Annotated in this window: 20 protein-coding genes; 13 read left to right on the top strand and 7 right to left on the bottom strand. The window is 73.1% G+C overall.

Going from position 1 to position 19,952, the window contains the following annotated elements; genetic code table 11:
• The first annotated feature begins 78 nt into the window (after positions 1 to 78).
• The 8 genes from rsmD to mutM all read left to right on the top strand — a co-directional run bounded on the left by rsmD (position 79) and on the right by mutM (position 5,471).
• Positions 79 to 642, top strand: coding sequence for a 16S rRNA (guanine(966)-N(2))-methyltransferase RsmD (rsmD, locus tag GA0070618_RS02775; RefSeq protein WP_088980220.1), 564 nt, complete (start codon positions 79 to 81; stop codon positions 640 to 642).
• The gene (coaD, locus tag GA0070618_RS02770) at positions 639 to 1,127 is read left to right on the top strand and encodes a pantetheine-phosphate adenylyltransferase (RefSeq protein ID WP_088980219.1); all 489 of its coding nucleotides are present in this window, start codon (positions 639 to 641) and stop codon (positions 1,125 to 1,127) included. The genes rsmD and coaD overlap by 4 nt, the downstream gene beginning before the upstream one ends.
• A 150-nt stretch (positions 1,128 to 1,277) precedes the next feature.
• Positions 1,278 to 1,775: an SPFH domain-containing protein gene (locus GA0070618_RS02765; RefSeq protein ID WP_088980218.1), complete on the top strand. Its 498-nt coding sequence runs from the start codon at positions 1,278 to 1,280 to the stop codon at positions 1,773 to 1,775.
• Positions 1,776 to 1,887: 112 nt separating this feature from the next.
• Positions 1,888 to 2,451, top strand: coding sequence for a YceD family protein (locus GA0070618_RS02760; protein WP_088980217.1), 564 nt, complete (start codon positions 1,888 to 1,890; stop codon positions 2,449 to 2,451).
• Positions 2,452 to 2,456: 5 nt separating this feature from the next.
• Positions 2,457 to 2,630: a 50S ribosomal protein L32 gene (gene rpmF / locus GA0070618_RS02755; RefSeq protein WP_088963525.1), complete on the top strand. Its 174-nt coding sequence runs from the start codon at positions 2,457 to 2,459 to the stop codon at positions 2,628 to 2,630.
• A gap of 66 nt (positions 2,631 to 2,696) precedes the next feature.
• Positions 2,697 to 3,734, top strand: a complete 1,038-nt coding sequence (locus GA0070618_RS02750) for a phosphate acyltransferase PlsX (RefSeq protein ID WP_231931582.1) — start codon at positions 2,697 to 2,699, stop codon at positions 3,732 to 3,734.
• Complete coding sequence (rnc, locus tag GA0070618_RS02745) at positions 3,731 to 4,621, top strand: ribonuclease III (RefSeq protein ID WP_231931581.1); 891 nt, start codon at positions 3,731 to 3,733, stop codon at positions 4,619 to 4,621. Before GA0070618_RS02750 ends, rnc begins: the two co-directional genes overlap by 4 nt.
• On the top strand, positions 4,614 to 5,471 hold the full coding sequence (gene mutM / locus GA0070618_RS02740) for a bifunctional DNA-formamidopyrimidine glycosylase/DNA-(apurinic or apyrimidinic site) lyase (RefSeq protein WP_088980215.1): 858 nt from the start codon (positions 4,614 to 4,616) through the stop codon (positions 5,469 to 5,471). The genes rnc and mutM overlap by 8 nt, the downstream gene beginning before the upstream one ends.
• A gap of 52 nt (positions 5,472 to 5,523) precedes the next feature.
• Here the strand turns inward: mutM and GA0070618_RS02735 are convergent, their stop codons facing one another.
• Positions 5,524 to 6,579, bottom strand: coding sequence for a CAP domain-containing protein (locus GA0070618_RS02735; protein WP_088980214.1), 1,056 nt, complete (start codon positions 6,577 to 6,579; stop codon positions 5,524 to 5,526).
• Between the two features lie 372 nt (positions 6,580 to 6,951).
• Between GA0070618_RS02735 and GA0070618_RS02730 the strand changes: the two genes are divergently transcribed.
• The 3 genes from GA0070618_RS02730 to GA0070618_RS02720 all read left to right on the top strand — a co-directional run bounded on the left by GA0070618_RS02730 (position 6,952) and on the right by GA0070618_RS02720 (position 11,623).
• Positions 6,952 to 7,146: a hypothetical protein gene (locus GA0070618_RS02730; RefSeq protein ID WP_088980213.1), complete on the top strand. Its 195-nt coding sequence runs from the start codon at positions 6,952 to 6,954 to the stop codon at positions 7,144 to 7,146.
• Between the two features lie 257 nt (positions 7,147 to 7,403).
• The gene (smc, locus tag GA0070618_RS02725) at positions 7,404 to 11,003 is read left to right on the top strand and encodes a chromosome segregation protein SMC (RefSeq protein WP_088980212.1); all 3,600 of its coding nucleotides are present in this window, start codon (positions 7,404 to 7,406) and stop codon (positions 11,001 to 11,003) included.
• The gene (locus GA0070618_RS02720) at positions 11,003 to 11,623 is read left to right on the top strand and encodes an HAD-IA family hydrolase (protein ID WP_088980211.1); all 621 of its coding nucleotides are present in this window, start codon (positions 11,003 to 11,005) and stop codon (positions 11,621 to 11,623) included. Before smc ends, GA0070618_RS02720 begins: the two co-directional genes overlap by 1 nt.
• A gap of 119 nt (positions 11,624 to 11,742) precedes the next feature.
• Here the strand turns inward: GA0070618_RS02720 and GA0070618_RS02715 are convergent, their stop codons facing one another.
• The 5 genes from GA0070618_RS02715 to GA0070618_RS02695 form a co-directional block, all read right to left on the bottom strand.
• Positions 11,743 to 12,258 (bottom strand): DinB family protein, encoded by a 516-nt coding sequence (locus GA0070618_RS02715; RefSeq protein WP_088980210.1) that lies wholly within the window; start codon positions 12,256 to 12,258, stop codon positions 11,743 to 11,745.
• Positions 12,259 to 12,310: 52 nt separating this feature from the next.
• A complete protein-coding gene (locus GA0070618_RS02710; RefSeq protein ID WP_088980209.1) occupies positions 12,311 to 12,805 on the bottom strand; it encodes a universal stress protein in 495 nt (164 codons plus the stop codon).
• Positions 12,806 to 12,816: 11 nt separating this feature from the next.
• Entirely contained in the window at positions 12,817 to 14,436 is a 1,620-nt protein-coding gene (locus tag GA0070618_RS02705; protein WP_088980208.1) for an MDR family MFS transporter, read from the bottom strand.
• 105 nt (positions 14,437 to 14,541) lie between these two features.
• Positions 14,542 to 14,994 carry a MarR family winged helix-turn-helix transcriptional regulator gene (locus GA0070618_RS02700; RefSeq protein ID WP_231931580.1) on the bottom strand — a complete coding sequence of 151 codons (453 nt, stop codon included), beginning with the start codon at positions 14,992 to 14,994 and terminating at the stop codon, positions 14,542 to 14,544.
• 23 nt (positions 14,995 to 15,017) lie between these two features.
• Positions 15,018 to 16,727: an alkaline phosphatase D family protein gene (locus GA0070618_RS02695; protein ID WP_088980207.1), complete on the bottom strand. Its 1,710-nt coding sequence runs from the start codon at positions 16,725 to 16,727 to the stop codon at positions 15,018 to 15,020.
• A 148-nt stretch (positions 16,728 to 16,875) separates the two neighbouring features.
• Between GA0070618_RS02695 and ftsY the strand changes: the two genes are divergently transcribed.
• Positions 16,876 to 18,060: a signal recognition particle-docking protein FtsY gene (ftsY, locus tag GA0070618_RS02690; RefSeq protein WP_088980206.1), complete on the top strand. Its 1,185-nt coding sequence runs from the start codon at positions 16,876 to 16,878 to the stop codon at positions 18,058 to 18,060.
• An 81-nt stretch (positions 18,061 to 18,141) separates the two neighbouring features.
• On the top strand, positions 18,142 to 18,930 hold the full coding sequence (locus GA0070618_RS02685) for an aminoglycoside phosphotransferase family protein (protein WP_088980205.1): 789 nt from the start codon (positions 18,142 to 18,144) through the stop codon (positions 18,928 to 18,930).
• 107 nt (positions 18,931 to 19,037) lie between these two features.
• Here GA0070618_RS02685 and GA0070618_RS02680 read toward each other — a convergent pair whose 3' ends face one another.
• Positions 19,038 to 19,754, bottom strand: coding sequence for a hypothetical protein (locus GA0070618_RS02680; protein WP_143740373.1), 717 nt, complete (start codon positions 19,752 to 19,754; stop codon positions 19,038 to 19,040).
• Between the last annotated feature and the right edge of the window lie 198 nt (positions 19,755 to 19,952).

Raw genomic sequence — 19,952 nt, 5'->3', positions numbered from 1 at the left:
ACACCCCGGGTCCCCGAACCGCTGCCCGCCTGCCGATCGTGCGTCGCGTAGCGTCTGGGCCATGCACAGGGAGCGACGGTGACCCGGATCGTGGCCGGGACGCTCGGCGGTCGGCGGATCGCCGCGCCGCCCGGCGGAGGCACCCGACCAACCTCCGACCGGGTGCGCGAGGCGCTGTTCAGCGCGGTCGAGGCGAGCCTCGACCTGACCGGGGCGCGGGTGGCCGACCTCTATGCCGGCTCCGGCGCGGTCGGGCTGGAGGCGGTGTCCCGGGGTGCGGGGCACGTGCTGCTGGTCGAGTCCGACGCGCGTGCCGCCCGGGTGGTGCGGGAGAACATCGCCCTGCTCCGGGCCGCTCCGACCGCCCGGCTGGTGAACGGGAAGGTGTCCACCGTGCTCGCCGCCGGCCCGGAGGGCGGACCGTACGACCTGGTCTTCGCCGACCCGCCGTACGCGGTGCCGGACCGGGAGGTCGCCGCGGTCCTGACCGCGCTGGTCGGCGGTGGCTGGCTGGCCCCCGACGCCCTGGTGGTGGTCGAGCGGGCGAGCCGGTCCGGGCCGGTGGAGTGGGTGGAGGGGATCACCGCCGAACGCAGCCGGCGTTACGGCGAGACCACTCTTTGGTACGGTCGCCGATCATGAGACGTGCGGTCTGTCCCGGCTCGTTCGACCCGGTCACCAACGGTCACCTCGACATCATCGGCCGGGCCAGCCGGCTTTTCGACGAGGTCATCGTCGGTGTGCTGGTCAACCAGTCGAAGAGTGGTCTGTTCACCGTCGACGAGCGGATCGCCATGCTGCGGGAGGTGACCGCCTCCTACGACAACGTCCGGGTGGCGTCCTTCCAGGGTCTGCTTGTCGACTTCTGTCGGGAACAGCAGGCGAGTGTCCTGGTCAAGGGGCTGCGAGCGGTCAGCGACTTCGACTACGAGCTCCAGATGGCCCAGATGAACATCGGCCTGGCCGGGGTGGAGACGCTCTTCATGCCGACCAACCCGCTCTACTCGTTCCTCTCCTCCAGCCTGGTCAAGGACGTCGCGAAGTGGGGCGGGGACGTCTCGCCGCACGTGCCCGACCTGGTCCGGGAGCAGCTGCGGGCCCGGTTGACCGTCGAGCGGCCCGGCTGACCCGTCCGCGCGCGCGAACGGCGTGGCGACGCGCCGGGCGGGCGGGATGGTCCGGCTCTCGCCCGTACCCCGCATGATGGGTGCAGCACGAACCCGGCCGTGGACCGCATCATGGTGGTCGGCCGACGACGACAGGAGTGAGGTACACCGGTGGACCCGCTCGACCGCATCGACGAACTGATCGCCATGGTGGAGACGGCCCGTTCCGTCCCGATGTCCCGGAACAACTGCATGGTCGACCGGGGGGAGATGATCGCCGCGCTCGACGAGTTGCGCGCCGAACTCCCCGCCGACCTGCGCCGGGCCGCGGTGCTCCTCGGGGAGCGGGACAAGATCATGGAGGCCGGTAAGCGGGAGGCCGACCGGATCATCAGTGAGGGTGAGGCCGAGCACGCGCGGCTGGTCTCGGTCAACGAGATCACCGTCTCCGCCGAGCACGAGGGCGCGCGGATCATCGCCGAGGCCCGCGCCGAGGCCCAGCGGCTGCGTGAGGAGGTCGACGACTACGTCGACACCGCGTTGGCCAACTTCGAGCAGTTCCTGACCCGGGCGCTCGCCTCGATCGAGCGTGGCCGGGACAAGATGCACGCGCTGCGGGAGATCGGGACCTTCGGGGGCGACGACTCGGAGCGCCCGCTAACCTTCTGAGCGGCACCTCAGCGGCCGGCCGGGGTGCCGCTGGCTGTCGCCCCCGGTTCGACGGTGGGGCGATGGTCCAGGTAACCTCTTGTGTCGGCCTGTCCACGGCCGGAGTCTGACTATGCCCAAGCACTCGCCATCGCACCTCGACCCCAGGTCGCCGCTGGTCCTCGACACGAGGGAGCTACCACGCCGGCCTGGCGCTCTGCGTACGGTCAAGCGGGTGGTCCCGGCGCCGTCCGACCTCGGCGTGGAGTTGATCAGCGTGCCGGAGGGCGCGGACCTCGACCTCGATCTGAGGTTGGAGTCGGTGTCCGAGGGCGTGCTCGTCTCGGGGCGGGTCTCCGGTCCCGTCCGGGGCGAGTGCGGCCGGTGTCTCCGGGAGATCAACGAATCCGTGGCCGTGACGATCCAGGAGCTGTACGCGTACGAGAACAGCACCACGGACGCCACGACCGAGGAGGACGAGGTGGGCCGGATGCAGGGCGATCTGATCGACCTGGAGCCGGCACTGCGGGACGCGGTGGTGCTCACGCTGCCGACCAACCCGCGCTGCCGGGAGGACTGCCCAGGACTGTGCCCCGAGTGCGGGGTGCATTGGGACGAGCTGCCGGCCGACCACAGTCACCAGCAGATCGACCCGCGTTGGGCGGGCCTGTCGCAACTGACCCGTAAAGAGGAGTAAGAACCGTGGCCGTCCCGAAGCGCAAGATGTCGCGCAGCAACACCCGGTCCCGCCGGGCGAACTGGAAGGCGGCCGTGGTCGCGACCGTGGCCTGCCCGCAGTGCAAGTCGGCCAAGCTGCCGCACGCCGCCTGCTCCGTCTGCGGCACCTACAACGGCCGCCAGGTCCTCGAGGTCTGACCTGGACGCCGGGTGACGCCTCCGACCTCGGGTCGGGTGGCGCGCACGTCCAGGCGATCGCCCGGTGTGCCGGCTCCCGCCGACGCCGGCCGGGTTCTCCCGGCCGGCGTTCCGGTGGAGGAGCCGGGCACCGCGCGGATCGCCGTTGACCTCCTCGGCGGGGACCGCGCACCCGCCGTCGTGGTTGACGGCGCTCTGCGGGCCCTGCGCGCCGACCCGAACCTGCATCTGCTGCTCGTCGGCCCCTCCGAGGTGGCCGGCGGGCTCGTCGACGTGCTCACCCCGGAGCAGCGCAGCCGGGTGACCGTGCGTCAGGTCCGGCACGCCGTCACCATGGCCGACCAGCCCACCCGGGCCCCCCGGGCGGTGACGACCGTCCGGGCGGCGGTCGCCGCGGTGGCCGAGGGCACGGCGGACGCGGTCGTCTCCGCCGGGTCGACCGGCGCGACGGTCACCGCCGCCGCGCTCGGCCTCGGCCGCTGGCCGGACGTACGGCGTCCGGCCCTGGTCGCCACCCTGCCGGCCCTCGCCGGTCCGGTGGTACTGCTCGACGTGGGCGGCTCCCTGGAGCCCCGGAGCACCACGCTCGCCCGGCACGCCGTGCTCGGGACGGCGTACGCCGCGGTCGCCCACACGGTCACCGGCCCCCGGGTCGGCCTCCTCTCGGTCGGCACCGAGCCCGGCAAGGGGGACCGGCTCCGCCGGGCCGCCGACCCGCTCCTGGCCGCGCTGTCGTTGCCCTGCGACGGCCGGTACGTCGGCCTGGTCGAGGGCTACGACGTCGCGCTCGGCGGGCGTGCCGATGTGGTGGTGACCGACGGCTTCACCGGTAACGTGCTGCTCAAGGCGATCGAGGGCGCGTACGCGATGGCCGGTGGACCGCCGGAGGGTGGTGGCGTGCCCCGGGCCGCGGCCCTGCTCGGCGTGGCCGGGACGGTGGTCGTGTGCCACGGCGCCGCGCGCGGGAAGGACGTCGCCTCCGGTATCGCGCTCGCCGCCCACCTGTGGCGGCGCGACGCCACGGCCCGGGTCGCCTCCCTGCTCTCCGCCGGTCGCCCCGCCGACACTCCCGACCGCACCACGCACACCGAGGTGATCCCATGAGCAACGACAAGCGCCGCCGCGCCCCGGTGGGCCATCTGGAGGCGGCCTTCGGCGTGTCGCTGGATCCGGAGCTGCTGGAACGCGCGCTGACCCACCGCTCGTTCGCGTACGAGAACGGTGGCCTGCCCACCAACGAGCGGCTGGAGTTCCTCGGCGACTCGGTGCTCGGCGTGGTCATCACGACCGCGCTCTTCCGCAACCATCCGGACCTCCCCGAGGGGCAGTTGGCGAAGCTGCGGGCCAGCGTGGTCAACATGCGCGCGTTGGCCGAGGTGGCCCGGGGGCTGGGGCCGGAGGGGCTCGGCCAGTACCTCCTCCTCGGCAAGGGCGAGGAGGCGACCGGCGGCCGGGACAAGGCCAGCATCCTGGCGGACACCCTGGAGGCGCTGCTCGGTGCGATCTACCTCCAGTACGGCCTGGACATCGCAGCGGAGGTCATCCACCGGCTCTTCGACCCGCTGATGGCCGAGTCGGCCGGCCGGGGCGCGGCGCTGGACTGGAAGACCAGCCTCCAGGAGCTGACCGCGGCGCTCGGCCTGGGGGTGCCGGAGTACCGCATCGAGGGCACCGGCCCGGACCACCTGAAGACCTTCACCGCCTGGGTGGTGGTCGCCGGCAACCGGTACGGCGGCGCGGAGGGGCGCAGCAAGAAGGAGGCCGAGCAGCGGGCGGCCGAGTCGGCCTGGCGCACCCTCACCGAGCAGGCCGAGGCCGACGCCGCGGCCCCGGAGGCGACCGCCCCGGAGGGCACTGCCCCGGAGTCCCGCACCGGGACCGCCGCGACCGGCACCGCCGCCGTCGCCGAGGTGGTCGTGGTCGACCGGCCCGACAGCCGGGTCGCCGCCGACGCCACCCTCGACGGGCGCCCGGAGTCCGGCCGTGCCTGAACTGCCCGAGGTCGAGACGGTCCGGCAGGGGCTGGCCCGCTGGGTCACCGGACGACGGGTGGACGCGGTGCAGGTGCGGCACCCCCGGGCGGTACGCCGGCACCTGCCCGGCGCGGCACACTTTGCGGACGTGCTCACCGGCCGGACCATCCGGGACGTCCGGCGGCGCGGGAAGTACCTCTGGCTGCCGCTGGACAGCGGGGACGCGCTGGTCGGGCACCTCGGTATGTCCGGTCAGCTTCTCGTCCAACCCGCCGAGGCCCCCGACGAGCTGCACCTGCGGGTCCGGTTCACCTTCGCCGACGGCGGGCCGGAGCTGCGTTTCGTCGACCAGCGCACGTTCGGCGGTCTCGCCGTCTCGGCCGGTGGGTCGGAGCTGCCCGCCGAGATCGCCCACATCGCCCGGGACCCGATGGACCCGGAGTTCTCCGACGCCGGGTTCGTCGGCGCGGTGCGGCGGCGGCGTACCGAGGTGAAACGGGCCATGCTCGACCAGACCCTGATCTCCGGGGTCGGCAACATCTACGCCGACGAGGCACTCTGGCGGTCCCGGCTGCACGGTGCCCGTCCCACCGACGCGTTGACCGGTCCGGCCGTGACGCGGCTGCTCGGCCACGTCCGGGACGTGCTGGGCGAGGCGATCACGGTCGGCGGGACGAGTTTCGACGCGCTGTACGTCAACGTCAACGGCGAGAGCGGCTACTTCGACCGGTCCCTGAACGTGTACGGCCGGGAGGGTGAGCCGTGCCGGCGGTGCGGTGCGCCGATCCGACGGGAGCCGTTCATGAACCGGTCGTCGTACAGCTGTCCCCGCTGTCAGCCCCGTCCCCGTACGGCCGCGCGCGGCTGAGCGGACGCCCCGCGACGCCCGCAGCGGCGTGCGGCACCGGCGGCGGGGAAGGTCAGCCGGGAGTGCCGAAGACCTGCGTCCAGTACGGACCGTTGCTGCGCGCCACTCCGACGCCGATCTCGGTGAACGCGCAGTTCAGGATGTTGGCCCGGTGGCCGGAGCTGTTCATCCAGGCGGACATGACCGCGGCCGGGGTCTGCTGGTTCCAGGCGACGTTCTCGCCGTAGCCGCGCCAGTCGTAGCCGACCCGGTCGAGGCGGTCGCCGACGTTGCTGCCGTCGCTGCCGGTGTGCGACATCTTCCGGGTGGCCGCCTGGTCCTCGCTATGCCGCTGTGCGGCGGTGGTGAGCTTGGCGTCGACGCTGACCGCGCCGCAGCCGGCCTTGGCCCGTTCGGCGTTGACCAGGGCGACGACCTGGGCCTGCTCGCTGCCGCCGGTGGCCGGGGCGGCGGCGGTCGTGGCCCGGGTGGTCGGGGCCGTGCTCCGCTCGACGGTGCGCCGCGAGGGGGCGGTGGTGCGGCTCGGAATCGGTGTCGGCTTGACGCTGCGACTCGGCGAGGGGGGCGGGCTCGCCGACCGGGGGGACGGGCTGGTGCTGGCCGACGCCGAGGGGGACAGGTCGGAGCCGGGCAGGGGCGGGGCCACCGGCACCTCCTCGGCGGTGACGGTGGTGGGCGGTTCGTCGTCGGGCAGCAGTACCGCGCCGACGCCGACGGCCACCACGAGCGTGGCCGCCGCAGCGGCGCCCACGACCAGGAACGGACGGGGGAAGCGGCGACGCGAGCGGTGGCGGCCGTCGCCGGCCGGTCCGCCGACGCTGCGGTGCGGGACCGTGACGTCCGGGCCGGGGCGGGTCCGGTTCCGATCGACCGGCGGGACGTGGTGCGTCTCACCGGCCCATGCGTAGCCGTCGCGCCGCTCCCCGGGCCGGTGGCCGGCAGGTGGCCCGTCGTGCCGGCCGGTGGTCGGCTCCTCCGGCTCGTCTCCGAACAGGTACGCCGATCGGGGCATCGGGCGGCCGTTGTCCCAGTACGGTGGCTCCTCCGTCGGCGGCTCGGGGCGCCGTTCGGCGCGGTCCGGTTCCATCGGGTCGGTCCAGCCGTACACTCCTGTGCCTCCACGGGTCGGGTTCACGGGCCGGGGTGACGCTACGGCGCGGGCCTGAACAGCGGCAATGCCGCTAAGGAAGAGTTAAGGCGAAACGTGTTCGCGAGGTAACCGCTTCGGAACGCTGCGGAGTTACAGTGATGCGGTCCGGACATTGGCCGTCCGTGCCTGATGGCGACCCGAGTGACATTCGGGTTGACACGGTGATGATCCACGGCCTGCGTGAACTTGACGAACGGGGGGTTGGCGGCCCAATATATAGGTGTCGCCAGTCGCGCCCGGCCATGCCCGAATTTTCCTCGGCATGGTAGCCGCGAACCAGTGGGCGCGCGTTGGCCGGCCTTTCCGGCAGCGCATATCGAGGAGTTCAAAATGGCGAAGGCCCTGTACGGCCACGTTGGTGCGGCGTCCGACCGGCGCCTGCTCGACGAGGTCACCCGGCTGCGTGCCAGGGTTCAGGCACTGGAGTTCGAGATCACGCGTCTGCGGGCCGAGAACGATCGGCTCGTGGCGGCGGCGTCGGAGGCGGACGACCTGCTCCGGCTGGCCGAGCCCGCGCTGACCTGATCTCCGGTCACCGGAAAACTGAATCGCAGCAGAAAGAAAACGCGCGCCGACACGTATGTGCCGGCGCGCAGCTCTGTGCACTGCCCGTTCACCGTCCGTCCTCCGGCCCGCCGCAGGGTGGGTCGCATGCGCCGGCCCGTCCGGCAGCGGGTTACTCTGCGGGTTGACCAGGTCCGCGCGGCCCCCGACGGCACGGCAACCGAGCCCGGCGCGGCAGCCCGCGACGGTACGGCGGCCACCGGACGAGGATCGAGAAGGTGCATCTCAAGAGCCTGACGGTGAAGGGGTTCAAGTCCTTCGCCTCCGCCACGACGCTCAAGCTGGAACCGGGCATCACCTGCGTGGTGGGGCCGAACGGCTCCGGCAAGTCGAACGTCGTCGACGCCATCGCCTGGGTGCTGGGCGAACAGGGCGCCAAGGCGCTGCGCGGCGGCAAGATGGAGGACGTCATCTTCGCCGGCACCGCCGGCCGGGCCCCGCTCGGCCGGGCCGAGGTGACCCTGACCATCGACAACACCGACGGCGCGCTGCCGATCGAGTACACCGAGGTCTCCATCACCCGCCGGATGTTCCGCTCCGGCGAGAGCGAGTACGAGATCAACGGCGACTCCTGCCGCCTGCTCGACATCCAGGAGCTGCTGTCGGACTCCGGCATCGGCCGGGAGATGCACATCATCGTCGGCCAGGGCCGACTCGACGGCATGCTGCACGCCAAGCCGGAGGACCGGCGGGCCTTCATCGAGGAGGCCGCGGGCGTCCTGAAGCACCGCAAGCGCAAGGAGAAGGCGCTGCGGAAGCTCGACGCGATGCAGACCAACCTCAACCGGCTCACCGACCTCACCGCCGAGCTGCGCCGTCAGCTCAAACCGCTGGGCCGGCAGGCCGAGGTGGCTCGCCGGGCCGCCGCCATCCAGGCCAACCTGCGCGACGCCCGGCTGCGGCTGCTCGCCGACGACCTGGCCACCCTGCGCGCCACGCTCGACCGGGAGATCGCCGACGAGGCCGCCCTGCGCGAGCGCCGCGAGCAGGTCGAGGAGGAACACACCCAGGTGCAGCAGCGCCTCGGTGAGCTGGAGAGCGCCCTGGCCGAGGATGCGCCGCTGCTCGCCGCCGCCCAGGACACCTGGTACAAGCTCTCCGCGCTCTCCGAGCGGTTCCGCTCGATCGAGCAACTCGCCCGGGAACGACTGCGGCACCTCAGCACCACGCCCGACGACGAGCGTCCCGGCCGCGACCCGGACCAGTTGGAGGCGGAGGCGGAGCGGGTCCGTGAGCAGGAGGAGGACCTGCGCGCGGCACTCACCGAGGACCAGGTCCGCCTGGCCGAGGCGGTGGAGCACCGTCAGGAGCTGGAACGGCAGCTCGCCGCCGCCGAGCGGGAACTGGTCGCCGCGGCGAAGGCCATCGCGGACCGGCGCGAGGGGCTGGCCCGGCTCACCGGCCAGGTCAACTCCGCCCGGGCCCGGACCACCAGCGCCGGGGAGGAGATCGAGCGCCTCGCCGCCGCCCACACCGACGCGATGACGCGCGCCGAGCAGGCGCAGGGCGAGCTGGACGCGGTGGCCGAGCAGTCCACCGAGGCGGACCGGGACAACGCCGAGCTGGACGCCCGGCACGCCGAGGCGGTCGCCGCCCACGAGAAGGCGCAGGCCGGCGTCCGTGCCCTGACCGACGCCGAACGGTCCGCCGAGAAGGACGCCGCCACCTGGAAGGCCCGGGAGGAGGCGCTCGCCCTCGGCCTGCGCCGCAAGGACGGCGCGGGTGCGCTGCTCGCCCGGGCCGGCGACGTGCCCGGCCTGCTCGGCAGCCTGGCCGGGCTGCTCACCGTCGCCCCCGGTCACGAGGCGGCCCTCGCCGCCGCGCTCGGCGGACTGGCCGACGCGGTCGCGGTGACCGGGGTCGACGAGGCGGTCGAGGCGATGCGGCTGCTGAAGATCTCCGACGCCGGCCGGGCCGGACTGCTGGTCGGCAGCCCGGCCGGACCCGGCATGGACGGACCCGCCGACGCGCTGCGTCCGAAACTGCCCGACAACGCCCGCTGGGCGCCCGACCTGGTCGAGTGCGCGGCGCAGCTCCGTCCGGCGGTGCACCGGGCGCTGCGGGACGTGGTACTCGTCGACGACCTCGCCGTCGCCGCCGAGGCGGTCGCCGCCAACCCGGAGCTGCGGGCGGTCACCCCGGACGGCGACGTGGTCGGGGCGTACGCGGCGGCCGGCGGCTCGGCGAAGGCGCCCAGCTTCATCGAGGTGACCGCCGCCGTCGAGGAGGCCCGGTCGAACCGGCTCGCCGCCGAGCAGGCCAGTGCCGAGCTGCGCGAGCAGCTCGTGGACGCGCGGGCCGAGGTGGCCGGCGCGAAGGAGGCGGTGCAGCACGCCGCCGCCGCCAAGCGGGAGGCGGAAAGCCACCGCAACGCCGCCGCCCGGCGGCTGGCCGAACTCGGGGCCGCCGCCCGCAGCGCCAAGGGGGAGACCGACCGGCTCGGCGAGTCCCTGGCCCGGGCCCAGGCGGCCCGCGAACGGGACCTCGCCACCCTCGCCGAACTGGAGGAACGGCTCCGGCTGGCCGAGGCCACCCCGATCGACGCCGAACCGTCGAGTGAGGAACGCGACCAGCTGGCCGCGATGGTGCCCCAGGCCCGGCAGAACGAGATGGAGGTCCGGCTCGCGGTGCGGACCGCCGAGGAGCGGGTCTCCTCGATCGCCGGTCGGGCCGACTCGCTGCGCCGGCAGGCCGGCGCCGAACGGGCCGCGCGGGAACGCGCGGCGGCCCGCCGGGCGGCGCGTACCCGGGGAGCGGCCATCGCCCGCGCGGTGGCCGGTGGCGCCCGCGAGACCCTGGCCCGGTTGGCCACCTCGATCGCCCGGGCCGAGGAGCACCGCGACGCGGTGGCGCGGGAACGCGCCGCGCGGGAGGCCGAGCTCTCCGAGGTACGCGGCGCGGCCAAGCGGCTCGGCGCGGAGCTGGAGCGGCTCACCAGCCAGGTGCACCGGGACGAGGTGGCCCGCGCCGAACAGCGGCTGCGCATCGAGCAGTTGGAGGCGAAGGCCGCCGAGGACTTCGGGCTGGACGTGGCCGCCCTGATCGGCGAGTACGGCCCGGACCAGCCCGTGCCCCCCACCCAGGCGGACGTGGCCGCCGCCGAGCGGGACGGGACGCCGGTGCCCGAGCCGGTGCGCTACGAGCGTCCGGCGCAGGAGAAGCGGGCCGCCAAGGCGGAACGCGAACTGGCCCTGCTCGGCAAGGTCAACCCGCTCGCCCTGGAGGAGTTCGCCGCCCTGGAGGAGCGGTACAAGTTCCTCTCCGAGCAGTTGGAGGACCTCAAGGCCACCCGCCGTGACCTGCTCACCGTGGTCAAGGACGTCGACGACCGCATCCTGGAGGTCTTCGCCAGCGCGTTCGAGGACACCGCCCGGGAGTTCCAGCAGGTCTTCACGGTGCTCTTTCCCGGCGGCGAGGGGCGGCTGGTGCTCACCGAGCCGGACGACCTGCTCACCACCGGCGTGGAGGTGGAGGCCCGGCCGCCCGGCAAGAAGATCAAGCGGCTCTCGCTGCTCTCCGGCGGCGAGCGGTCGCTGACCGCAGTGGCGATGCTGGTGGCGATCTTCCGGGCCCGGCCCAGTCCGTTCTACATCATGGACGAGGTGGAGGCGGCCCTCGACGACGTCAACCTGGGCCGGTTGATCACCCTGATGGCACAGTTGCGGGAGAAGAGCCAGCTGATCGTCATCACCCACCAGAAACGGACGATGGAGGTCGCCGACGCCCTGTACGGGGTGACCATGCGCAACGGCGTGACCCAGGTGATCAGCCAACGGCTCAAGGATCAGCCGCTCCGCGGCAGCGAGGAGATTCAGTAGTGGCTCGGGAACGCGCGACGGCGCTCCTGGTGGACTTCGACGGCGTCCTGCGGCGCTGGGATCCGGCGGTGGCGGCCGGGGTGGAACGACGGTACGGGCTGACCCCCGGCGTGCTCGGCGACATCGCCATGCAGTGGGGACGGCTCCAGCCGGTGCTGGTGGGGCAGGTCAGCCACGCCGACTGGATGACCAGCGTGGCCGACGCCCTGGCCAGCCAGTCGGTGGACGCCGAACGGGCCCGGGCGGCGGTGGCGGAGTGGCAGGCGTACCGGGGTGAGGTGGACCCGGACGTGCTCGCCTTCGTCCGTGAGGTGCGGGCCGCCGGGATCCCGGTCGGGTTGGCCACCAACGCCACCGACCTGCTCGACGCCGACCTCGCGGCACTCGGCCTGACCGACGAGTTGGACGCCGTGGTCAACTCCTCGGCGCTCGGCGTGCACAAGCCGGCGAAGGAGTACTTCCGGGCCGCCTGCGAGGCGTTGCGCACCCCGCCGGACCGGGTTCTCTTCGTCGACGACGACGACCGGATGATCAGCGGTGCCCGGGTCGCCGGACTGTCGGCGTACCGGTGGAGCGGGCCGGAGGGGCTGCGGTACGTCCGGGCCGCGCTCGCGTACTGACGCCGACCGCCGACCGCCGACCGCCGACCGTCTCGGGCGGCCGGACGCACGGACGGGGCAGCTCGACAGTCTCCGGACGGCGGCATCGCCGCGCGCCCGTCCCGGCGGGTCAGGGTGGGTCAGTCGCCGGTGACCCCGTCGATGCGTTCGCGGATCAGGTCGGCGTGGCCGTTGTGCCGGGCGTATTCCTCGATCATGTGGACGTACACCCAGCGTAGGTTTCGCTCCCGACCGCGCCGGTCGGAGAAGGTCTCGTCGAGGGACCGTCCCGCGGCGGCGGCCCGGGCCAGTTCGACCTGCCGATGGAAGACGGCCAGGTCGGCCTCGGCGTCCGCGTCGGTCACGTCGAAGTCGGCGTCCGGATTCGCCTCGGTGAAGTACGGGTAGTCGACCGTCTCCCCGGCGGCGTTCTCCCGGAACCACCAGGCCTCCACCTCGGCCATGTGCCGCACCAGGCCGAGCAGGGTCAACCCGGACGGCTCCACGCTGGGCGTGCGGAGCTGCTCGGCGGTCAGGTCGGCGCACTTGAGCGGCAACGTCTGCCGGTGGTAGTCGAGCCAGCCCTCCAGCATGGTGCGCTCGTCACCGACGAGAGGTTCGGGGGTACGGGTGATCTGCGGTGCTCTCCAGGTCATCCGGTCATCCTGGCCGCTCGGGGTGACAACGGGCGACCGGATTTGCCGGCGGTCAGGGCACCACCACGACCGGCCAGCGGCCGGCGCGGACCAGGCGGGTGGCGACGGAACCGACCAGGCGGTGCCCGGCCTGCTCGGAGGCACCGACCACGACCAGGTCGGCGAGGGTCTCGTCGGCGGCGGCGGAGAGTTCGGCGTACGCGTCGCCGCGCCGGGACAGGAAGGTGACCGGCAGGCCCAGGCTCTCCGCCTCGCGGCGGCACTCCTCGCGCAGGTCGGCGGCGAGGTCGTCGTGGGTACGCTGCACCACCCCGGCCACCACGCCGTCGGCCAGCGCGGTGTACAGGGTGGGGGAGTGGACGAAGACCACGACGAGGGCGGCACCCTGCCGCCGGGCGAGCCCCGCCGCGTACGACGCGGCCCGCAGCGACGTCCGGGTGCCGTCCACACCGACCAGGACCACCCGGGGCCCGTCCGTGCCACGTTCGAAGGGCAGTGGCCGGGACCGGGGGCCGTACTCCTCCCGGTCCGGCGCTCCGACGCCCACGGCCCGGCCCCTCAGTTCCGCTCGCCGGAGACGCGGACCACCGCCGCGCCGGCCCCGGTGGCCACCGTCGACTCCCGCTCGACCTCCTCGGCCAGCGGCTCGTTGTGCCGCCGCAGCGGCACCTCCCGGATGAAGCAGACCGCGATCAGCGCGATCAGGGCGAACGGGGTGGCGACCAGGAAGATGTCCCCGGCGCCGTGGCCGTAGGCGCTCTCCACCACGATGCGCACCGGGCCGGGCAGGGTGTGCACGTCCGGCAGCGTCCCGCCGCCGGCCGCGCCGCCGGTCGGGATGCCGAGCCGGGCCAGGCCGTCGGCGAGGTAGCCCTGCACCCGGTGGCCGAGCACCGCGCCGAGCGCGGAGACGCCGACCGCGCCGCCGAGGCTGCGGAAGAAGGCCACCACCGAGCTGGCCGCGCCCAGTTCGTGCGTGCCCACGGTGTTCTGCACCGCCAGCACCAGGTTCTGCATGGTCATGCCCACGCCGACACCGATGACCGCCATGTAGACGCTGAGCAGCCAGAAGTTCGTGTCGTAGCGGACCGTGCCCATCAGGGCGAAACCCAGGGTGAGCAGCGCCGAGCCGGCCACCAGGTACCGCTTCCAACGGCCGGTCCGGGTGATGATCCGGCCGGTCAGGGTGGAGGAGACCAGCAGACCGAGGATCATCGGCATGGTCATCAGGCCGGACATGGTCGGGCTCTGGCCCCGGCTGATCTGGAAGTACTGGCCGAGGAAGACCGACGCGCCGAACATGCCGACGCCGACCGCGACGCTGGCCACCGTCGCCAGGGTGATGGTGCGGTTACGGAACAGCTTCGGCGGGATGACCGGCTCGGCCGCCCGGGTCTCGACCCGGATCGCCAGCGCGCCGAGCAGCAGCGCCCCACCCACCATCGCCACGGTCTGCCAGGAGGCCCAGGCGTACCGGTCGCCGGCCAGGGAGACCCAGACCAGCAGCAGCGAGACGGCGGCGGTGATCAGGGTCGCGCCCCACCAGTCGATCTTCGCCTTGCGTCGGACCACGGGCAGGCGCAGGGTCTTCTGGAGCACCACCAGGGCGGCGATCGCGAACGGCACGCCGACGTAGAAGCACCAGCGCCAGCCGAGCCACGAGGTGTCCACGATGACGCCGCCGATGAGCGGGCCGCCGATGGTGCCGACCGCCATCACCGCGCCGAGGTAGCCGCTGTACCGGCCCCGTTCCCGGGGCGCGATCATCGTGGCCATGATCACCTGGGCCAGCGCGGTGAGGCCGCCGGCTCCGATGCCCTGGACCACCCGGCAGGCGATCAACTGTCCGGTGGACTGGGAGAGCCCGGCCAGCACCGAGCCGAAGACGTAGATCACCAGCGAGATCTGGACCAGCGCCTTCTTGCTCATCAGGTCGGCGAGCTTGCCCCAGATCGGGGTGGTCGCGGTGGTGGCGAGCAGCGTCGAGGTGACCACCCAGGTGTACGCGGACTGCCCGCCCCGCAGCTCGGTGATGATCCGGGGGAGCGCGTTCGAGACGACCGTGGAGGAGAGGATCGCGACGAACAGGCCCAGCAGCAGGCCGGAGAGGGCCTCCAGGACCTGGCGGTGGGTCATCTCGACCGGGGTCGTCCGTGGTGGCGCGGCGGCCTGGGACATGGTGATACCTCCGGGGGCGAGAAGTTGTTCAGGGCAACCGTATCGTTGGTTGCCTGAAGCAACAACTTTCGGAGGCGGGGACCTGTTCCCGGTGTGAGTCGTGCCTCAGCCCCGCTCGGGAGTCCAGCTCTCGTTGAACCGCCGCAGCAGTCGGGCGAACTCCGCCAGGTCCTCCGTCGGCCAGTCGTCCAGGGCCCGCTCCAGCTCGTCGAGCCGGGTCCCGCGCGCCGCGTCGAAGCGGCGTTGCCCCTCCTCGGTCAGGCTGAGCTGGGCGGCGCGGCGGTCCAGCGGATCCGGCTCCCGGCGGACCAGCCCGAGCGCCTCCAACCCCCGGATCTGCCGGCTGAGCGTCCCCTTGCCGACCCCGAGCCGGCTGGAGAGGTCGGTCAGCCGGGTCGACCCGCTGCGCCGCAGCCAGAGCAGGAGGCTGTAGCTGTTCGGCTCGAGGTGCGGGTGCACCTCCTTGACCAGCCCCCAGGAGACCGTCCGACCCCGGCGCAGCAGGGTGGTCAACTCGTGCTCCACCGTCCGTAGCGGCTCCGGCAGCTGATCGTCCACGCCACGAGGGTACGGTGCCCCGCTCAGCGTTCCCTCGTCAGTCGCCGGTACGCCACCGGGTGCAGCCTGCCGTCGCTGGTGGTGCCCTCGATGGTGACCTCGGCCTCCCGCTCCCGGTGCAGCAGGGTGCCGACCGCGTTGCCGAAGTACGGGCCGTTGAGCTTGCGCCACCGCACCGTCGAGCGGCGTACCCCGGCCGAGCGGGCCAGCGCGCGGACCATCGCCGAGGGCCCCGCCGACCAGCCCAGCCGCATCAACGGGCGCATCCCGGCCGGCACCTGGTTGTGGATCGGCGAGCAGGTGAGCTGGTGCACCGGGGTCACCATGCCGTCGCCGAAGCGCGCCCGCGCCACGTACGAGTGGTGCACGTCCCCGCCGAGCACGCTGATCGAGGCCGGTGGCGCGTACGCCGGCCCGGCTCCGACCCGGTCCCCGGGCGTGCCGGGGGAGCCGGTGCCGATCCGGGCGAAGAGGGCCCCGAGCGCGTCGAAGGAGCGCTGGAAGGCGGCCCAGTGCTCCAGGTCCAGCGCCCGGCGCAGCTTCTCTGAGGCGTTCGCGACCCAGGGCCGGCGGGAGGAGGCGAGCTTCTCGTTCCACGCCTCCACGTGGTGGATGCCCGGGGGCAGCAGCCAGGGCAGCGACGAGCCGACCACCAGGTGGTCGTAGACGCCGTGCGCCCGGTCGACGAACCAGGCCCACTCGCCGGGCGGGAGCATCGCCCGCTGGGCCGGTTCCAGCACCCGGCTGCACCGGTTGTCCAGCATCACCAGCCGGGTCCGGCCGAGGTCGAGCGCGTAGCTCCACTGGTACTGCACCGCGCGCCAGCGCTCGGTGTCGTGCGCCAGGTCGGACTCGGTGTCGACCCGGTGGCCGAACTCGCGCAGCACCTCGGTGGCGTCCCCGGCGGCGACGACCTTCGTGTAGAGCGGGTCGGTGGCGATCTCGTCCGGCGAGAGGTTGCCCAGGTGCTGGTAGACCCAGTACGAGGCGAGGCCACTGCCGATCCGCTCGGCCCACCAGGGTTGCTCGCGCATCTCGGCCCGCCAGGCGGCGGAGGTGTTCCAGTCGTCGATGATCTCGTGGTCGTCGAAGATCATCACGCTCGGCACGGTGGAGAGCAGCCAGCGGATCTCCGGGTCGCGCCACGACTCCAGGTAGAGCTTGGTGTACTCGTCGAAGCTGACCACCTGGTCGGTCGGCGCGCCCGCCGGCCGTCGCCGCCGTCGGCGCAGCAACCGCCGCACCGTGGGCGAGGTCTCGTCGGCGTAGACCTGGTCGCCGAGGAGCACCAGCAGGTCGGGGCGGTCCGGACCGTCCGCGTCGGCCATCAGCCGCCGGGCGTACGCGTCCAGCGCGTCCGGCGGCAGCTTCCGGGCGGTGGAGTGCTGGGTGGTCTCCCGGCACGAGCCGAAGACCAGGCGGACCGGCTGGTCCCGGTCGTCGGCGGCCCGGGTGCGGATCACGCTCGGCGGGAACGGGCTGCGTGGCTCCGGCCAGGCCACCTCGTCGTCGACCAGCACCTCGTACGTCGACGTGTGGTCCGGGGTGAGCCCCTCCACCACGACCAGCGCGTAGTGGTGGTCGTACGCGCTGAAGGTGGACGCGCTGCCCTCGGCCCCGTCGGCGGTGCGGACCCGGACCACGGCGGGGGCGCTGGTCTCCACCCAGACGGTGGCCCGCGTGCCGACGACCCGTCGTAGCAACGGGCCGATGAGCAGGCGGGGACTGGGCATGGAAGACCTCCGGGGCGAGATGGGCTCACCATTTCTACCCTGCCGCCGGCTCGGACACGCACACCTCCCGCCGGAGGTCACCGCAGCTCGGCCGGGGATCGGGCGCGGTGGCTGAGCCGACGGTGGCGGCATCTGACAGGATTTCCACATGGCGGATTACCTCGTAGTCGCACTGGTCCTGCTCGGTGTGCTGCTCCTGTCGGTCGCCGGCCTGGTCGTGCCGAAGCTGCGGCGGCGGCCGGAGCCCCGGCTGCCGGAGGCGCAGGCACCCACCCGGGTCGAGGACCGGCCCGTCGCCCCACCGGTCGAGGCGCCCACCGGGGTCGTGGTGGAGCCGCCCCTGGTGGAGGTCCCGCCGGTGGTGGAGGTGCCGCCGCTGGAGGTGCCCGAGCCGACCGCCGGGCGACTGGTCCGGCTGCGCTCCCGCCTGTCCCGCTCGCAGAACGTCTTCGGCAAGGGCCTGCTCGGCCTGCTCAGCCGGGACCACCTGGACGAGGACGCCTGGGAGGAGATCGAGGACAGCCTGATCACCGCCGACGTCGGCATCGACGCCACCCGGGAGATCGTCGACCGGCTCCGCGAGCGGACCCGGGTGCTCGGCACCCGCAGCGCCACCGAACTGCGTGCCCTGCTCGCCGCCGAGCTGGTCAACGCACTCGACCCGACGCTGGACCGCTCGCTGCGCACCGCGCCGAAGGAGGGCATGCCGGCGGTGGTGCTGGTGGTCGGGGTCAACGGCGCGGGCAAGACCACCACCTGCGGCAAGATCGCCCGGGTGCTGGTCGCGGACGGCCGCAGCGTGCTCCTCGGCGCGGCCGACACGTTCCGGGCCGCCGCCGCCGACCAACTGGAGACCTGGGGCGGCCGGGTCGGCGCGGAGACCGTACGCGGCCCGGAGGCGGCCGACCCGGCCAGCGTCGCCTTCGACGCGGTCAAGCGGGGCATCGCCACCGGGGTGGACACCGTCCTGATCGACACCGCCGGTCGGCTCCAGAACAAGATCGGCCTGATGGACGAGCTGGGCAAGGTCAAGCGGGTGGTGGAGAAGCACGGCCCGATCGACGAGACGCTCCTCATCCTGGACGCCACCACCGGCCAGAACGGCCTGGAGCAGGCCCGGGTCTTCACCGAGGTGGTCAACGTCACCGGCGTGGCGCTCACCAAGCTCGACGGCACCGCCAAGGGCGGTATCGTCATCGCCGTCCAGCGCAAACTCGGCATTCCGGTCAAGCTGGTGGGGTTGGGCGAGGGCAAGGACGACCTGGCCCCGTTCGAGCCGACGCAGTTCGTCGACGCGCTGCTCGGCACCGAGCCGCTCGCCCGGGACGCGTAACCTCGGGTGACCACCGACGAACACCCTCCCACCGGGGGGCGTGGGCACCACCAGCCGGCACCGGGCCTCGGGAGACCGTACGTGACCGCACAGGAGATCCCGCTGCACGGCGGGAACGTCAGCACCGTCGTCCGGGTGGGCGACACCGTCCGGCGCAACGCCGGACCGTGGACCCCGGCCGTGCACGCCCTCCTGCGCCACCTGGAGTACGTCGGTTTCACCGGCGCACCCCGGGCGTACGGCATGGACGAGCGCAACCGGGAGGTCCTGTCGTACCTGGAGGGGGAGTGCGGGGAGTACCCGCTCGCCCCGCACTGGGTCACCGACGAGGCGCTGGTGACGGTGGCGACGATGCTGCGGATGTTCCACGACGCCCAGTACGGTTTCGTCCCGCCGCCCGGCGCGGTCTGGCGCTCCTTCGGGCCGCCCCCGCCGGACACCGAGGTCATCTGTCACCACGACGCCGCCCCGCACAACGTGATCTGGCGGCCGGACGGCACCCTCGGGCTGATCGACTTCGACCTCGCCTCACCCGGCGCGCGGATCTACGACGTGGCGTACGCGGCCTGGACCTGGGTGCCGATCTTCTCCGACCGGGACTCCTACACCCTCGGCTGGAAACGCCCCGACCGGCCGCGCCGGCTGCGCCTCTTCGCCGACGCGTACGGGCTGATCCCCCGGGACCGGCACCGGCTGATCCGGACCATCCGCAAGCGGATCGTCGACCACGTCGAGGGCATCCGCCGGATGGCCGCCGCCGGGGATCCGGCGTTCGTCCGGATCGTGCACAAGGGTCACCTCCGTCGCCCCATGCGCGACCTGCGCCTGCTCGACTACGAACGGCACGCCCTGGAGTGGGCGCTGCGCTAGTGCCCTGAGTCCGTGGTTTCCTGTCGGTCCGGTGTCAGGCGCGCAACGTCACGGCGAAGCCGGTCTATGGCGGCGGCGACCGGGGAACGGATCGAGGACTCAGGACGCTAGCGCGCGGCCTGTTTGCCGCGGAGCCGGTCGCGCCATTCCCGCAGCATCGTCAGGTGGTACTGCCCGAGGTTCTCGTCCTCGGGATAGACCGTGACCTGCTCGGCGGCGAGCTCCTTCTCCACGTAGTGGAGGGCCCGTTCGACGTCGCCGTGACGCTCCAGCGCGTAGGCCAGGCCCACCCAGGCTCCCCGCAGTTCCTTCTCCGGGGGACGCTCCAGGGCCTCCAGGTCGGCGAGGACATCGGTGAACACCTGCACCGCCTCGGCGGTCGCCCCGCTGTCCCTCAGGTAGTAGCCGACGAAGTGCCGCGCGCTGAGCGTGTCGCGATGGTACGGGCCGAGCACCCGGGCCCGGTCATCGGCGAGACGCCGTGTCTCGGCGATCACCGTGGGCCAGTCGAGAGTCTTCGACGCGATGGAGATCATTTCCCAGCGGGCGGCCAGGGTGTCGGGGTGGTCCGCGCCGAGTGCCGCCGTCCGGTCGTCGACCTCCGTCTGGGCGAGGCGGATCGCGGCGGCCCGGTCGCCCTCCTCCAGCAGCCAGAACCGCAGCTTCCTCCGGGCCTCCACGGTGCCGGGGTGCCAGGGGCCGAGGGTGCGGGTCAGGAGTTCGATGCCCCGTTCAGCCTTGTCGCCGGCCATCGACCTCGGCCGCGTCCAGGGTCTGAACTTCCGCAGCACCCGCCGACGCCGCACCCACGACCTCATTCCCATCTATGCAGTTTAGGGCACGGCCTGCGGCGGTCCCCGCCGTCGCCTCGGCTCGCGCTGGTCCACCGGACACGCCTGGGCGCGGACTTCTTCACACGTCCGAAACAACCCGTGACCGACCGGAAACCGGGCCGGGACCGAAGGTGAAACAGCCGGGGCGGATTCTTTCGCGCATCCGGCGTACGGGCGACGCTGCCCCGG

Source organism: Micromonospora echinospora (assembly GCF_900091495.1).
In the GTDB taxonomy this organism is placed as follows: Bacteria; Actinomycetota; Actinomycetes; order Mycobacteriales; family Micromonosporaceae; genus Micromonospora; species Micromonospora echinospora.
This window is presented reverse-complemented; position numbering and strand designations above follow the sequence as displayed.

Excerpts from the sequence above, each read along its gene's own strand:
- GA0070618_RS02680 (WP_143740373.1), bottom strand. The coding sequence starts at position 19,754 with ATGGGAATGAGGTCGTGGGTGCGGCGTCGGCGGGTGCTGCGGAAGTTC.
- coaD (WP_088980219.1), top strand. The coding sequence starts at position 639 with ATGAGACGTGCGGTCTGTCCCGGCTCGTTCGACCCGGTCACCAACGGT.
- GA0070618_RS02760 (WP_088980217.1), top strand. The coding sequence starts at position 1,888 with ATGCCCAAGCACTCGCCATCGCACCTCGACCCCAGGTCGCCGCTGGTC.
- ftsY (WP_088980206.1), top strand. The coding sequence starts at position 16,876 with ATGGCGGATTACCTCGTAGTCGCACTGGTCCTGCTCGGTGTGCTGCTC.
- GA0070618_RS02705 (WP_088980208.1), bottom strand. The coding sequence starts at position 14,436 with ATGTCCCAGGCCGCCGCGCCACCACGGACGACCCCGGTCGAGATGACC.
- GA0070618_RS02695 (WP_088980207.1), bottom strand. The coding sequence starts at position 16,727 with ATGCCCAGTCCCCGCCTGCTCATCGGCCCGTTGCTACGACGGGTCGTC.
- GA0070618_RS02715 (WP_088980210.1), bottom strand. The coding sequence starts at position 12,258 with ATGACCTGGAGAGCACCGCAGATCACCCGTACCCCCGAACCTCTCGTC.
- rnc (WP_231931581.1), top strand. The coding sequence starts at position 3,731 with ATGAGCAACGACAAGCGCCGCCGCGCCCCGGTGGGCCATCTGGAGGCG.
- GA0070618_RS02730 (WP_088980213.1), top strand. The coding sequence starts at position 6,952 with ATGGCGAAGGCCCTGTACGGCCACGTTGGTGCGGCGTCCGACCGGCGC.